The organism is Acetobacter malorum (assembly GCF_002153605.1).
Classification (GTDB): Bacteria; Pseudomonadota; Alphaproteobacteria; order Acetobacterales; family Acetobacteraceae; genus Acetobacter; species Acetobacter malorum_A.
The window spans coordinates 1-12846 of sequence record NZ_JOPG01000019.1 but is presented as its reverse complement, the minus strand read 5'-3'; the positions used below and the strand labels follow the sequence as shown (position 1 = coordinate 12846).

The window sequence follows — 12846 nt, the reverse complement described above, 5'->3', positions numbered from 1 at the left end:
ACTTCTTTTTGCCGCCCTCGCCAGACCTCAGCCTGCGTGGGTGCCGAGTCGCTCCTGCACAACCCGCAACGCTTCGGCCAGAACGGCATCTGCGCTGAGTGTATCTGTCTCAATCACAACCGCATCTGCCGCCACCTGCATGGGGGCTGTCTGCCGCCCGGCATCGGCTGCATCACGCGCCTGCAGGGCAGCGGCCATCTCGGCCAGACGCGCCGTAGCACCCTCCGCCTTCGGGTCTTCCCCCATCTGCAAAAAGCGGCGCAGCGCCCGCGTCGCCGGAGAGGCTGTGATGAACAGTTTGACGTCCGCATCCGGGAAAATGGCCGTGCCAATATCCCGGCCATCCAGCACCCCGCCACGGGCTTGCGCAAACCGACGTTGCGTTTCCACCAGCGCACTGCGCACCGCAGGCTGAGATGCAACCTGACTGGCGGCGCGGGCCACCTCCTGCGTGCGCAGGTCCTTGCGCTGGGTATCTTCCGCCTTCAGCGTGCGAGCGAACTCTTCCGCCGGCGCTGCCGGGTCCTGCCCGGCATCCAGCACCAGACGCCCCACTGCCCGATAAAGCAGGCCTGTATCCAGATATGGCAGGTTCAGTTCCGCTGCCAGACGCTTGGCCAGCGTGCCTTTGCCTGCTGCTGCCGGGCCATCAACCGCAAGAACCGGACCGCCGCGCATCATGCTGAAAACCCTGCGCCAAGGTTGTTCATCAGCGTGAAATAACCGGGGAAGCTGGTGTCAATAAACGCGGTATCATCAATATCCACCGGCTTTTCAGTCACCAGCCCCAGCACGGAAGCACTCATCGCCAGACGATGGTCCATGTGGGTTTCCACCAGCCCGCCTCCGGGAATATGGCCGCCTGTGCCGTGGATAATCAGGTCATCACCATCAATGCGGGTGCGCACGCCGTTATTTTCCAGAAGCGCCACGGTGGAGGCCAAACGGTCACTTTCCTTCACCCGCAGTTCAGCCAGTCCGCGCAGGCGGGAAATGCCCGAGGCATACGCGGCAGCAACGGCCAGAATGGGATATTCATCAATCATGGACGGCGCGCGGTCTGCCGGAACATCCACGGCCTGCAGCGAGGAGGCCCGCACATGCAGGTCACCCACCGGCTCACCACCCTCGGTGCGTTCATCCAGAATATCCAGACGGCCACCCATCTCCCGCAGGGTAGTGAACAGGCCCGTGCGGAGCAGGTTCAGCCCCACATTGGAAATCACCACATCAGAACCCGGCACCAGCAGGGCCGCCACCAGCACAAAGGCGGCAGAAGACGGGTCACCCGGCACCGTCACATCCCGCGCGACCAGACGCGGCTTGCCTTCCAGCCGGATAAGACGCCCACCGTCCGGTGTTTCTTCCACCGTCACATGCGCGCCAAAGTGCCGCAGCATGTTTTCCGTATGGTCACGGGTCGGCACAGGTTCTTCCACCTGCGTCACACCCTCAGCATTCAGGCCCGCCAGCAGAACAGCGGATTTCACCTGAGCAGAGGCCACCGGCAGACGGTAGGACAGCGGCGCGGGCTGCCCATTACCCTGAATAGCCAGAGGCAAACGGCCTCCTTCCCGCGCAAGGAACGTGGCCCCTGTGCCTGCCAGAGGGTCCATTACGCGCTTCATCGGGCGGCGGCGCAGGCTGGCATCGCCGGTCATGACGGACATTATGCCGTGGCTGGCCAGCAGGCCGGACAGCAGACGCGCCGCCGTGCCGGAATTGCCCATATCCAGCACATCTGCGGGTTCCTGCAATTCTCCCAGACCGCAACCATGCACATGCCAGCGGCCATCGTCTTCCCGGGAGATTTTTGCCCCCAGCGCCCGCATGGCAGCGGCGGTCCGAAGCACGTCTTCGCCTTCCAGCAGGCCCACAATGCGCGTCTCACCTTTGGCGAGTGCAGCAAACATCAGAGCGCGATGGCTGATGGATTTGTCACCCGGCACGGCAATTTTGCCGCTGAGGGACGAGGCAGGGCGGGAAACACGCAGAGCGCTGGAGGGGGAAGCAGAAGGCTGTGTCATGGTCATTTCATTCCGGCTTGTCCTGCCGTAAGTCAATCCGGGAGGCGGGAAAACGGCGTCTTTTTTGCGTAAAAATATGCGTAACCCGTGCTTCAGGGTTTGACAGGACACCTGTGCAATGGCATGTGGCCTCGCCTTAATACGTCTGGATTGTTTCCCTTCCGCGCCGCGGTCTGAAGGGAATCGTCCTTTTCCGGGACACGCTTTGTCCCAATGTCTGACCAGGATCGACAGGTAGCAAGATGTCCCAGCCCGATCTCGGCACCAAACGCGTCTGCGTGTCCTGCGGTGCCCGCTTCTATGACCTGAACAGGTCTCCCGCCGTTTGCCCGAAATGTGGCACGGAACAGCCGGAACTCGTCTCCCGCCTGCGTCGCAGCTCGGACAGTCTGACACCGCATGCAGACACGCCTGCTCCGGCCAAGAAAGACGATGAAGATATCGATATCGACACAGATGCCGATACCGATGGCGATGATGTGATGGAAGATACGTCCGATCTGGACGATGATGATGATGACATCAGCTCTGACATCGACGTCAGCACGGATTCGGACGAACACGATTCCTGATTGGCCTCAGGGAGCCGGATTTAATCCGGCCCCTGCTCAGCCTCACATCACGCTATCGTGATGTGCCTTTAAAAGCCCGCTTTTGCCGGGCTTTTTTGTGCCTGCTTGTTACGCACGGCGTTCTATTTCCACGCCAACGGCTTCAATTTCTTCAAACACATCCAGCTTTTCAATCAGCACGCGCACAACGCGCACGCGGCTATCAGCCAGCACGCCAGCGGCAATGCGCTCAGCCAGTGTTTCTACCAGCTGCACATGGCCTTCCTGCACAATGCGACGCACCAGCAGCACAACGTCTTCATACGAAACCGTGCGGCTGAGGTCATCTGCGCCGACTTCCAGATCATTCCGGTCCACCACACCAAAGGAGACGGACACGCGAATACGTTGCGTGACCCCCTGCTCATGCGGGAACACGCCGATATGGGCATCCAGCACCATGTTTTTCAAAAACAGGTGGCGCAACGGCGGCTGGTCCGCCCAGGGAGCAAAAATTGTCATGTGTCCTATTCTTCCAGCACCGCACCGGGCGGGAGCGCGGGTGACCATTGCAGATGCTGCCCGCCATCCAGCGCCAGCATCTGGCCGGTTACAGATGGCAGAGCCAGCAGGGCCAGCGTTGCTCGCGCCACTTCCTCCGGTGAGGTCCCATGCCCCAGCGGCACCGAGGCGCATTGCTTTGCAAACTGTTCTTCAGTCTGACGCGAGCTTGGCAACGCCGGGCCGGGGCCCACGGCATTCACCCGGATTTTTTTAGGGGCCAGCGCCAGCGCCATGGTCTGCGTCAACGTCCACAAAGCACTTTTGGAGACGGTATAGCTGATGAAGTGCGGTGTGAGAGACCACACGCGCTCATCCAGCATGTTCAGAATCATCCCCTCGTCCGCAGCTGGAAGAGCCTTGGCAAAGGCCTGCATCAGCACAAACGGGGCGCGGAGGTTGGGCTTCATATGCCCCACCCAGCTTTCTCTCGTAGTATTGTCCCACTCATCGCGCTCAAAGGTGGAGGCATTATTCACCAGCACCCCCAGCGGACCACCCAGAGCGTCCATGGCACCGGGAATCAGCGGTGTGACCTCTTCCTCCCGCGCCAGATCGCCCTGCAGCAGGCAGCCTTTGCGCCCGCGGGCCTCGACGGCTTTCAGCGTTTCTTCCGCCCCGTCCCGGTCTCCCCGGTAATGGATGGCAACATCAAACCCAGCCTCCGCCAGAGCCAGCACAATGGCCCGCCCCAGACGCGCCTTGCCGCCCGTCACCAGCGCCCGGCGCGGCAGATTGGGGGAAATGGGGAAGACGCTCAGCGGCACAGAGGCATTGGTCTCAGGCATGTTCATGCAGGCCTCCGCGCACCAAGAGCTGCGGCCAGAGTGCCATCATCCAGCACGTCCAGCGCGCCCCCCACAGGCATGCCCTGCGCTACGCGACTTACCGTCACGCCCTCATAAAAAGCCAGTTTATCCATCAGCCAGTGCATGGTTGTCGCTCCCTCTACTGTCGCGCCAAGGGCGAGAATGACTTCCCGCACGCTGCCCTGCTCCAGCCGCTCCAGCAGCGGACCAATATTGAGATCTTCCGGGCCGATCCCCGCCAGAGGGGAGAGCGTGCCCCCAAGCACCTGATACACGCCACGATGCACCCCCGCGCGCTCCAGCGCCCAGAGGTCTCCCACCGTCTCCACCACACACACCACACTCAGGTCCCGCAGAGGGTCCGTGCAGATATGGCAGGGATCAACCGTGTCGAGATTGCCGCAGGTGGAACAGGTTTTTACAGCCTCTCCCGCACGCTCCAGCGCACGGGCCAGCGGCACAAGGCGCGCCTGCGGGTCACGCAGCAGAAACAGGGCAATGCGGCGGGCAGAGCGCGGGCCAAAGCCCGGCAACCGCCCCAAAAGCCTGATCAGCTGCTCTATTTCATGCCCGCCCATGCCGCGCTCCGTCTGGTCAGAACGGCAGTTTCATACCAGCAGGCAGGTTCAGGCCGCCGGTGACTTTCTGCATTTCTTCCGCCGCCGTGGCGTCCAGCTTGGTGCGGGCGTCGGCGCAGGCCGCCATGATCAGGTCCTGCAGCATTTCCATTTCTTCCGGGTCAGCCAGCTTGGGGTCGATCTTGATCGAGCGCATGTCGCCCTTGCCGCTCAGCACGACCTGCACCATGCCGGCACCTGCGGAGCCTTCAATATTCATGGCTTCCAGCGAGCTTTGCATGGCTTCCATTTTGGCCTGCATCTGAGTGGCCTGCTTCATCAGTCCGGCAAGATTTTTCAAAGCATCTCTCCTTATCTGGCTGCATCAGTGCAGCCCATGTGTCCGGTCTAGTCTATCGACAGACCGGGGTCGGAAGGTCGTTCATCCTCGTCCAACAGCTCAGCGTCAAGCGGAGCGAAGACAAGTTCCGGGGGCTCTTCCGGCGGCAGACCATACTCATCCAGAGCATGATCCTGCACATCCCCCAGTTCAGCATCCGGGAAGACCGCCAGAATGGCCTTTACCAGCGGATGCGCCTGTGCAGTGCGCCGCTGGAACTGGATAATCTCCGCGCCCTGCTCATCCAGCGTCGGCTCGCCCTCCTCCTGAGAGAGACGAATTCGCCAGGGCATCTCAGACGCACTTTCCAGCACTTTCTGAAACTGGCGCGGCAGATCTGCGGGCAGGCCGGGCTGCATGCGCATGGTAATCGCGCCGGGCGCGAAGGAGACCACATGCACGCCGTTGCGCAAATTGCCATGCAGCAAAGCCTCGCGCCGGTCTTTGACCAGAGCGACAGCCTCACGCCAGGTACGCGGCACAACCGGCCCTTGCGGTTCTGGCTCAACCACGGGTTCCGGCACGGCGGTGGATGGCGCTGCATCGGCTTCTGACTCCTGCACGGCAACAGCAGAAACAACAGCGGGCGCACTAGCCGCAACGGACGTTCCTGCAACCATACGCAGGGGTGGCGGGCCTTCCTGTCCGCCCGATCTGCCGCCGTCAGACCGGGCCTCACTCAGAGCGGAGGGCGCATTCCCCTCCGGCCCGGCAGCCCCGCCCTGTGTGCCAGAGGGCACCGGAGCGCCCCCCTGCCCGGACAGCCGCCGCACCAGATCTTCTGGCGAGGGCAGGTCCGCCACGTAACACAGCCGGATCAGCACCATATCCGCCGCAGCCCGGCGGTCTGGTGCCATTTCCACTTCCTTCAGGCCCTTCACCAGCATCTGCCAGGCGCGCATCAGCACCGGCACGGGCAGAGCTTCGGCCATCTCGGTGCCACGCACACGCTCGGCTTCCGGCATTTCTGCCGAATCCCGCAGGGAAGGCACAGCCCGCAGGCGGGAGATGGTGTGGATCAGATCCAGCATATCGCCCAAAACCAGCCCCAGATCCGCCCCGCGCGCATGGGCCGCATCGGCCAGTGCGAGAGCCTGATCAGGCTTGCCAGTCATGGCGGCGTCCAGCAGGTCAAACACCACCTGCCGGTCAGCCAGCCCCAGCATGTCACTGACGACGGATGCGCCGATTTCGGCTTCATCCTCACCCTGCGCAATCGCCTGATCCAGCAGGGACAAACCATCACGCACAGAACCATCCGCCGCGCGGGCGATCAGCGCCAGCGCGTCTTCAGACAGCCGGACATGTTCTTTTTCAGCAATGCGGGCAAAGAGGGCCGCCAGATCGGCCTGTGGCACACGGCGCAGGTCAAACCGCTGGCAGCGGGACAGCACCGTAACCGGCACCTTGCGCAGTTCCGTAGTGGCAAAAATGAAAGTGACTTGCGCGGGCGGTTCTTCCAGCGTCTTGAGCAACGCATTGAAGGCGTTGCGCGAGAGCATGTGCACTTCGTCAATAATAAAGACCTTCATGCGGCCCTGCATGGGGCGGAACCGCGTGGCCTCAATAATCTCGCGCACATCATCCACGCCTGTGCGGGAGGCTGCGTCCATTTCCAGCACATCGGGGTGCCGGTCATTCAGAATAGCAACACAGTTAGCGCACACGCCGCACGGGTCTGCCGTGGGGCCGCCGTTGCCATCCGGGCCAATGCAGTTGAGCGCACGGGCAATAATACGGGCTGTGGTGGTTTTGCCGACCCCGCGCACACCCGTCAGCATAAAGGCATGCGCCACGCGCCCGAGCGCGAAAGCGTTCCGCAAGGTGCGGACCATGGCTTCCTGACCAATCAGGTCATCAAACGTGGTGGGGCGATATTTGCGCGCCAGAACGCGGTAAGGGGATGTGTTCTGAGGCGGGGCGACCGGGGCGGGGACGGCTGGAGCAGCGTCTCCAAACAGACCGGGGCCTTCCATCACAGGATCGGGAAGCCCGTCATCCCGGGAGTGGTGCGCATCGGTCTTATCGGTCATGACAGTTCCGAGGAAAAAAACTCACGCTCCTGTGGCCTGAGGCTCTGAGCGGAAAAAGGTGGAAAGCCGAACAATGACCCGCTCGAAACTCACTAGGGCTGCTTCCTTCCGGACCTGACCAGGTTAGCAAGGCGCTCGTCCACTGCCGACTTTCCGAGGAGAGAGATAGCACCAAACCGCCACGCCTGCCAACCCTGCCCTTTTCCCTCTTTGCCTTGCGGGAAGGGGCGGGCTAGGAGGTATAAGGTCTGAGCCATTCCTTGTCCCTTCAGAGAGTCTGAGCGTGTCCAAATTCAGCCTGTTCCCCCATGCCGCCATGGTCCTGCTGGCTTCCGCCCTGACCGCTGCCCCCCTGTATGCTCATGCTGACGATGATGAGGACAAATCATCCGTACGCAGCACAGTGCCCAATGCGCAGCTCCAGAAGGAACTGGCCGTTCTGCAATACAAGCCCGAGGCTGCCAGCCCCGCCTGTATCGACTCTCTGAAGGAACTGCACAAAACACAGGCCCAGCTACAGGAAGAACAAACCCGCACGAATGATCAGGATCTGGCCATCGCGCAGGACGTGCTGGAATCCGATTTTGAAAATTCCATTGAAATCTGCTCCCCAGACGTCCGGCAGCTTTGTGAAACACCCAATCCGGAAAAAGCTCTGGCTCTGGCGTGTGAACGACTGGGCAGCATTCCGGATGAACCTCAGACCACCTCCGCAGCCGACTGACGCACTCCATAGTTTTGCCCGTAGCGCACGTTTTGAAAACGATATAATCTTGACGCTCTGTAGCCTGCTTCCTTTTGCAAAGAGCGTCCTTTTGCCCAAAGCCTGTCACCATGCCTGAGCCTTGTGTGCCCCCTCCCCTGCCGCATGGTCCGGCCATTCTGGCTGTGGATGGTGGCGGCACAAAAACGCTGGCCGTGCGTGTTGGCCCGGACGCCTCCGTTCAGGCCATGCAGATCACCAAAGGCTGCAACCCGTTTGACCAGCCCGACTGGCAAAATATTCTCGCAAACCTCGTCACACCTCTGGCATCAGGCTTACAGGCCGCAGCCTTTGGCATTGCAGGCTATGGTGAAAACCGGGAGACGGGCCGCCTGCTACGCACCCACGTGCACCAGCTCTGCCCCACCACCCCGCTCAGCCTGACCAATGATGTTGATATGGCCTGCATCGGCGCCTTCGCCGGTGAGGCCGGCGTTCTCCTGCTTTCCGGCACAGGCTCCATGGCCTGGGCTTCAGACGGTACTGGCCAGACAGCCCGCGTTGGCGGATGGGGTCCGGTTTTTGGCGATGAAGGGAGCGCCTACTGGATTGGCCGCAAAGCCCTGCAACGTGTGTGTCAGGCCATGGACGGTCGCGCCCCGGAAGCAAAAGACTTCGCCCGACAGGTCTGCGCCACCATGGACTGGCCTGATGAAAATCCGGCCGCCCTAGACGCCCTGCTTGGCTGGTACAACCAGCAGGAACGCCCCCGCCCCGCGGTGGCCCACTGTGCACGCCTGATTGATGAGATGGCGGAAGCCGGATGCCCGGAAGCTCACGCGCTTATGACACAAGCTGCCAGACATCTTGCCACTCTTGTCCAGACAGCGCGGGCGCGCTTTTCTGAACACACTCTGCCCTGGAGCTACGCCGGGAGCGTTTTCAAAAGTCGCCTGCTGCGCGACACTTTGACAGAATTATGCGAACCGCCGCAGCCCCCTCGCCTGCCGCCTGTTGGCGGAGGAATTGTACAGGCGGCCAGACTTGCCGGGTGGCCGATTGACGCCGCATGGATTGCACGCCTTGCGCAGGCACTGGACGCTTAACTCCTCCTGAAAACCCCCTAATTTTTCATACATAAATACAGAAGCCACCATGCAGAGAGAAAGAACCACCCACACAACACGCTTTTCTTATAGAAAATCAATGGTTTTTCAAAATATGCAGCAATACAAAAACCACCCCTGAAAACACACCACTCCTCAAAAAATATTTCATGAAGAAAAAATACCTTTCTCCATTTGATGATTTTCAAAATATTTTCTCCACGACACACAACTACTTCTCGTATCGTTCTTCACCCTGCCCGGTATAAAACCTTCACAAACAGGAGCCTCACCCATGCCAGACATCGCCGGACATCTTGTTCTTCCTGACCGGATTATGCCCGGACGCCTTTCTTTCTCCGAAAAGATTGAGAGCACTGAAGCCGGGAGCACGGTGCCAGACCGCTATATTCTGCCGGGCTTTATTGATGGCCATGTGCATGGCGGCAACGGGGCAGACACTATGGATGGTGTGCAGGCCATTCACACCCTCTCCCGCTTTCATGCGCAGCATGGCACCACCACCATTCTGCCCACCACCATCACACGCCCCTGGGCAGATGTGATGGATGCCCTGCATGCCGTAGCAGAAGTCGTACGCACACAAATCCCCGGCGGCCCTGTTGTGCACGGGGCGCATCTGGAAGGCCCGTTTGTCAGCCCGCACAAGCTGGGGGCGCAACCGCCTTACGCCATTCCCCCCACAGCAGATCGGGTGACCGAAGCACTGGCCACAGGTTGCGTGCGCGTTGTGACTCTCGCGCCGGAACTCCCCCACGCACAGAGCGCCATCACGCAGTTTGCTGATGCGGGCGTTCGCGTCAGCCTTGGTCATACCGTTGCGGAATATGAAGAAGCCAATGCCGCCATTTGCCATATCTGCGCAGCCGGCGGCGTTGCGGGGGCGACACATCTGTTCAACGCCATGGCTCCCATTACCAGCCGAAAGCCGGGGCCCGTTACGGCGCTGATGTGCAGTGATGCTTATGCGGAAATGATTTTTGACACCCACCACGTTCACCCCGCCACCTTCCGGCTGGCGCATCGCGTGATGGGAGGCCGACTGGTTTTTGTTACAGACGCCATGCGCGCCACCGGCCTGCCCGATGGCCCCAGCCAGCTGGGTGGGCAGGACGTGATGGTAAAAGACGGCACGGCCCGTCTGCCGGATGGCAGTCTGGCGGGGAGTGTGCTGACACTGGATCAGGCCCTGCGCAACGCTCTTCAGGCTGGTACGCCGTTACTGGAGGCTGCTTCCCTGCTCAGCACCAATCCAGCGCGGTATCTGGGCCTGACAGACCGGGGGGCGCTGGAGGCTGGCAAGCGCGCTGATTTTGTCGTGCTGGATTCCGCCTTTATGGTTCAGGAAGTCTGGGTTGGCGGGGAACGTATTCACTAAACGCCACACACTCCAGACGGCATGCTCAAGGCTGCGGTCGGGGAACAGGACGTGTGTGCGTTACGTTATGGAGAAACCCAGACACATGACACAAGCAAAGCGAGACTGAACCATGGATTTTCGTCCCCTCGGCACCACCGGCTTCCAGATTGCCCCTATTGTTTTTGGGGGGAATGTCTTCGGCTGGACCCTTGATGAAAAAACCAGCTTCAGCATTCTGGATGCGTTTGTTGACCACGGCTTTAACGCCATCGACACTGCTGATGTTTACTCCCTCTGGGCACCCGGGAACGAGGGTGGAGAGTCTGAAACCATTATTGGCAACTGGCTCAAGGCTAATCCGGGCAAGCGGGATCAGGTTTTCATTTTCACAAAAGTGGGCTGGGATCTGGAAAAGCCGGGCGAGAAAGGGCTGTCCGAACGCTGGATTATGGAAGCCGCCGAACGCTCACTCAAACGTCTGGGCGTTGAACGGATTGACCTTTATTTCTCCCACCGGGCTGACCCGGAAACGCCCTATGAAGAAACTCTTGGCGCTTTTGACAAACTGCTGAAAGCCGGAAAAATCCGTGCCATCGGGGCCTCTAATCTGGATGCCAGCCAGCTCAGTTCTGCACTGGATGTGGCCAAAACCCACAACCTGCCGCGCTATGAGGTCATTCAGCCCGAATATAACCTGTATGACCGCAGTTCTTATGACGGCGCTCTGCGGGATCTGTGCATCAAAGAGAAGCTCGGCGTTGTGCCCTACTACAGCCTTGCCTCAGGCTTCCTCTCCGGCAAATACCGCTCGCAGGATGATCTTTCCCAAAGCGCGCGCGGTTCTGGCATTGGCAAATACCTCACCCCGCGCGGCATGAAAATTCTGGCCGCCCTTGATGCCGTTGCCGCCCGGCATGACGCCAAACAGGCCGAAGTGGCTCTGGCATGGCTGATTGGGCGGGAAGGGGTCACAGCTCCCATCGCCAGCGCAACCCGGCGTGAACATATCGAAAGTTTTGCAAAAGCCGTTCAGCTGGATCTGTCTGCAGAAGACCGTGCAGAACTGGACACTGCCAGCGCCTGATACGGGTGCAGGTGGCCCAACAAAAAAAGGGGAAGAAGATCGGATTATCCGGCCTTCTTCCCCTTTTTTATAAATGGCCTCTTTTCAGGCAGGCAGGCGGCTTATTGCAGCCACACCTTCAGCACAGCCCAGAACGGCAGCTTTTTCTTTGGTCGTGAGGCGCTCTTCCAGAACCGAAAGGCTCGGCGCTTCCGAAACTTTCAGCAGCCCGACCAGCTGATCCGGGTTGATCGGATCGCCCGGCTTACGGGCTGGCGGAAGCATGGCAGCATGAGCCTGCAACAGACCATGATCCGCCCGCAGGGCGCGCAGAGCGTCATGAGGCAGAGAAGGACCATGATCCTCTTCCACCGCCTGCTCTGTTTTCAGCAGAACATCCGGCGGATGCGTTTCTTCCGGCACCAGAAGCAGGCCTGCCTTTTTAAAACTTTGTCCGACATCCCGGCTGCTGGTCATGACAACCAGCGGAATGGAAAAGACCAGCCCGAGCAAAACAGGCGTCATCCAGAAGAACAGGGACGGGGAAACAACCCACGCCCCGGCCCCCAGCAACAAACCAAAAATGGTAAACTTGGCGTATTGCCGGACAACAACCCCAAAAGGCACACCGCCATCATCACGCTTTTGCGTATTCCAGCCGGAATCATGCCCGGACAGGATGGACAGCACGCCAGACGTCTGGATCAGCATGGCAATGGGGGCAATCAGGCCACCAATCAGCGTTTCCACCACCACGGATGCCGCCGCCCGGATTGCACCGCCGCAGCCCTTGCAGGTCGCGCGGTCAAACATCAGGGCAATATAAGCCAGCAGCTTGGGGGCCAGCAGAATGGCCATGGTGCCGATAAACACGTATTTTGCCTGCACCGGATCCACATGCGGCCAGTGCGGGTAAAGCAGTTTTGTATCCCCGAAATATTCGGGATGTTCAAAATGCGCCTGTAGGGAGATCAAAATCCCGGTCAGCAGAAACACCAGCCAGAGCGGAGAGGTAACGTAGGCGCCAATCCCCACCACCATATGCATCCGGCTGATCCAGTGCAGTTTTTTGGTGGGCAGCACTTTCACATGCTGCAAGTTGCCCTGGCACCAGCGGCGGTCACGAATAGCCACATCCGTCAGAGACGGCGGGCTTTCTTCATAAGAGCCATCAAGCCCCGGCACCATATGAATGGCCCAGCCACCACGACGCATGAGCGCCGCTTCCACAAAGTCATGGCTCAGAATATGGCCGCCAAACGGCTTGCGCCCCGGCACATGCGGCAAACCGGCCTGCCCGGCAAAAGCCTTGGTGCGGATAATGGCGTTATGGCCCCAGTAATTGCCCTCAGACCCATGCCACCAGGCAATACCATGCGCAATTACTGGCCCATACACACGGCCAGCAAATTGCTGCAGGCGGGCAAACAAGGTCGTGCCCCCAACAATCACCGGCAGAGTCTGGATCAACCCTACGCCGGGGTTGCGTTCCATGGCTCCGGCCATGCGCACCAGTGTCTCGCCAGACATGACGGAGTCCGCATCCAGCGTAACCATCTGGTCATAGGCTCCACCAAACCGGCGCACCCATTCCCCGACGTTCCCGGCCTTACGTTCCACATTGTTATGGCGGCGGCGGGAGAAAAACCGGGTTT

The 12846-nt window shown here is 60.3% G+C and carries 13 protein-coding genes and 1 other RNA gene; 5 read left to right on the top strand and 9 right to left on the bottom strand.

The window, feature by feature from the left end; genetic code table 11:
* Nucleotides 1-27: 27 nt before the first annotated feature.
* Both HK23_RS09050 and aroA read right to left on the bottom strand, forming a co-directional pair.
* The gene (locus tag HK23_RS09050; RefSeq protein WP_063907333.1) at nucleotides 28-681 is read right to left on the bottom strand and encodes a (d)CMP kinase; all 654 of its coding nucleotides are present in this window, start codon (nucleotides 679-681) and stop codon (nucleotides 28-30) included.
* Entirely contained in the window at nucleotides 678-2033 is a 1356-nt protein-coding gene (gene aroA, locus HK23_RS09045; RefSeq protein ID WP_373270319.1) for a 3-phosphoshikimate 1-carboxyvinyltransferase, read from the bottom strand. Before aroA ends, HK23_RS09050 begins: the two co-directional genes overlap by 4 nt.
* Nucleotides 2034-2269: 236 nt before the next feature.
* On the opposite strand from aroA, the gene HK23_RS09040 reads away from it, so the two are divergent.
* A complete protein-coding gene (locus HK23_RS09040; RefSeq protein WP_063907332.1) occupies nucleotides 2270-2599 on the top strand; it encodes a TIGR02300 family protein in 330 nt (109 codons plus the stop codon).
* A gap of 108 nt (nucleotides 2600-2707) precedes the next feature.
* Here HK23_RS09040 and folB read toward each other — a convergent pair whose 3' ends face one another.
* The 6 genes from folB to ffs all read right to left on the bottom strand — a co-directional run bounded on the left by folB (nucleotide 2708) and on the right by ffs (nucleotide 7093).
* On the bottom strand, nucleotides 2708-3100 hold the full coding sequence (gene folB / locus HK23_RS09035; protein ID WP_063907331.1) for a dihydroneopterin aldolase: 393 nt from the start codon (nucleotides 3098-3100) through the stop codon (nucleotides 2708-2710).
* 5 nt (nucleotides 3101-3105) lie between these two features.
* Complete coding sequence (locus HK23_RS09030; protein ID WP_179193861.1) at nucleotides 3106-3906, bottom strand: SDR family oxidoreductase; 801 nt, start codon at nucleotides 3904-3906, stop codon at nucleotides 3106-3108.
* Nucleotides 3907-3929: 23 nt separating this feature from the next.
* Nucleotides 3930-4526 carry a recombination mediator RecR gene (gene recR, locus HK23_RS09025; RefSeq protein WP_086653702.1) on the bottom strand — a complete coding sequence of 199 codons (597 nt, stop codon included), beginning with the start codon at nucleotides 4524-4526 and terminating at the stop codon, nucleotides 3930-3932.
* Nucleotides 4527-4542: 16 nt separating this feature from the next.
* Nucleotides 4543-4866: a YbaB/EbfC family nucleoid-associated protein gene (locus HK23_RS09020; protein ID WP_063907328.1), complete on the bottom strand. Its 324-nt coding sequence runs from the start codon at nucleotides 4864-4866 to the stop codon at nucleotides 4543-4545.
* Nucleotides 4867-4913: 47 nt separating this feature from the next.
* Nucleotides 4914-6938, bottom strand: a complete 2025-nt coding sequence (locus HK23_RS09015; RefSeq protein ID WP_086653701.1) for a DNA polymerase III subunit gamma/tau — start codon at nucleotides 6936-6938, stop codon at nucleotides 4914-4916.
* Between the two features lie 57 nt (nucleotides 6939-6995).
* Nucleotides 6996-7093: signal recognition particle sRNA small type (gene ffs, locus HK23_RS09010), an RNA gene on the bottom strand.
* Nucleotides 7094-7221: 128 nt separating this feature from the next.
* On the opposite strand from ffs, the gene HK23_RS09005 reads away from it, so the two are divergent.
* The 4 genes from HK23_RS09005 (at nucleotide 7222) to HK23_RS08990 (ending at nucleotide 11212) form a co-directional block, all read left to right on the top strand.
* On the top strand, nucleotides 7222-7662 hold the full coding sequence (locus HK23_RS09005; protein WP_231888267.1) for a hypothetical protein: 441 nt from the start codon (nucleotides 7222-7224) through the stop codon (nucleotides 7660-7662).
* A gap of 110 nt (nucleotides 7663-7772) precedes the next feature.
* Nucleotides 7773-8747 carry a BadF/BadG/BcrA/BcrD ATPase family protein gene (locus HK23_RS09000; protein WP_086653699.1) on the top strand — a complete coding sequence of 325 codons (975 nt, stop codon included), beginning with the start codon at nucleotides 7773-7775 and terminating at the stop codon, nucleotides 8745-8747.
* A 337-nt stretch (nucleotides 8748-9084) separates the two neighbouring features.
* Nucleotides 9085-10146, top strand: coding sequence for an N-acetylglucosamine-6-phosphate deacetylase (gene nagA, locus HK23_RS08995; RefSeq protein WP_373270320.1), 1062 nt, complete (start codon nucleotides 9085-9087; stop codon nucleotides 10144-10146).
* Nucleotides 10147-10258: 112 nt separating this feature from the next.
* Entirely contained in the window at nucleotides 10259-11212 is a 954-nt protein-coding gene (locus tag HK23_RS08990) for an aldo/keto reductase (RefSeq protein ID WP_086653697.1), read from the top strand.
* Nucleotides 11213-11296: 84 nt separating this feature from the next.
* Here the strand turns inward: HK23_RS08990 and mdoH are convergent.
* Nucleotides 11297-12846, bottom strand: a 1550-nt coding sequence (gene mdoH / locus HK23_RS08985) for a glucans biosynthesis glucosyltransferase MdoH (protein WP_143217528.1), incomplete at its 5' end; no start/stop codon positions are given.

Bases quoted from the DNA above. Each gene is read 5' to 3' on its own strand.
- HK23_RS09050 (WP_063907333.1), bottom strand. From the start codon at position 681: ATGATGCGCGGCGGTCCGGTTCTTGCGGTTGATGGCCCGGCAGCAGCA.
- aroA (WP_373270319.1), bottom strand. From the start codon at position 2,033: ATGACCATGACACAGCCTTCTGCTTCCCCCTCCAGCGCTCTGCGTGTT.
- HK23_RS09040 (WP_063907332.1), top strand. From the start codon at position 2,270: ATGTCCCAGCCCGATCTCGGCACCAAACGCGTCTGCGTGTCCTGCGGT.
- folB (WP_063907331.1), bottom strand. From the start codon at position 3,100: ATGACAATTTTTGCTCCCTGGGCGGACCAGCCGCCGTTGCGCCACCTG.
- recR (WP_086653702.1), bottom strand. From the start codon at position 4,526: ATGGGCGGGCATGAAATAGAGCAGCTGATCAGGCTTTTGGGGCGGTTG.
- HK23_RS09015 (WP_086653701.1), bottom strand. From the start codon at position 6,938: ATGACCGATAAGACCGATGCGCACCACTCCCGGGATGACGGGCTTCCC.
- HK23_RS09000 (WP_086653699.1), top strand. From the start codon at position 7,773: ATGCCTGAGCCTTGTGTGCCCCCTCCCCTGCCGCATGGTCCGGCCATT.
- nagA (WP_373270320.1), top strand. From the start codon at position 9,085: ATGCCCGGACGCCTTTCTTTCTCCGAAAAGATTGAGAGCACTGAAGCC.
- HK23_RS08990 (WP_086653697.1), top strand. From the start codon at position 10,259: ATGGATTTTCGTCCCCTCGGCACCACCGGCTTCCAGATTGCCCCTATT.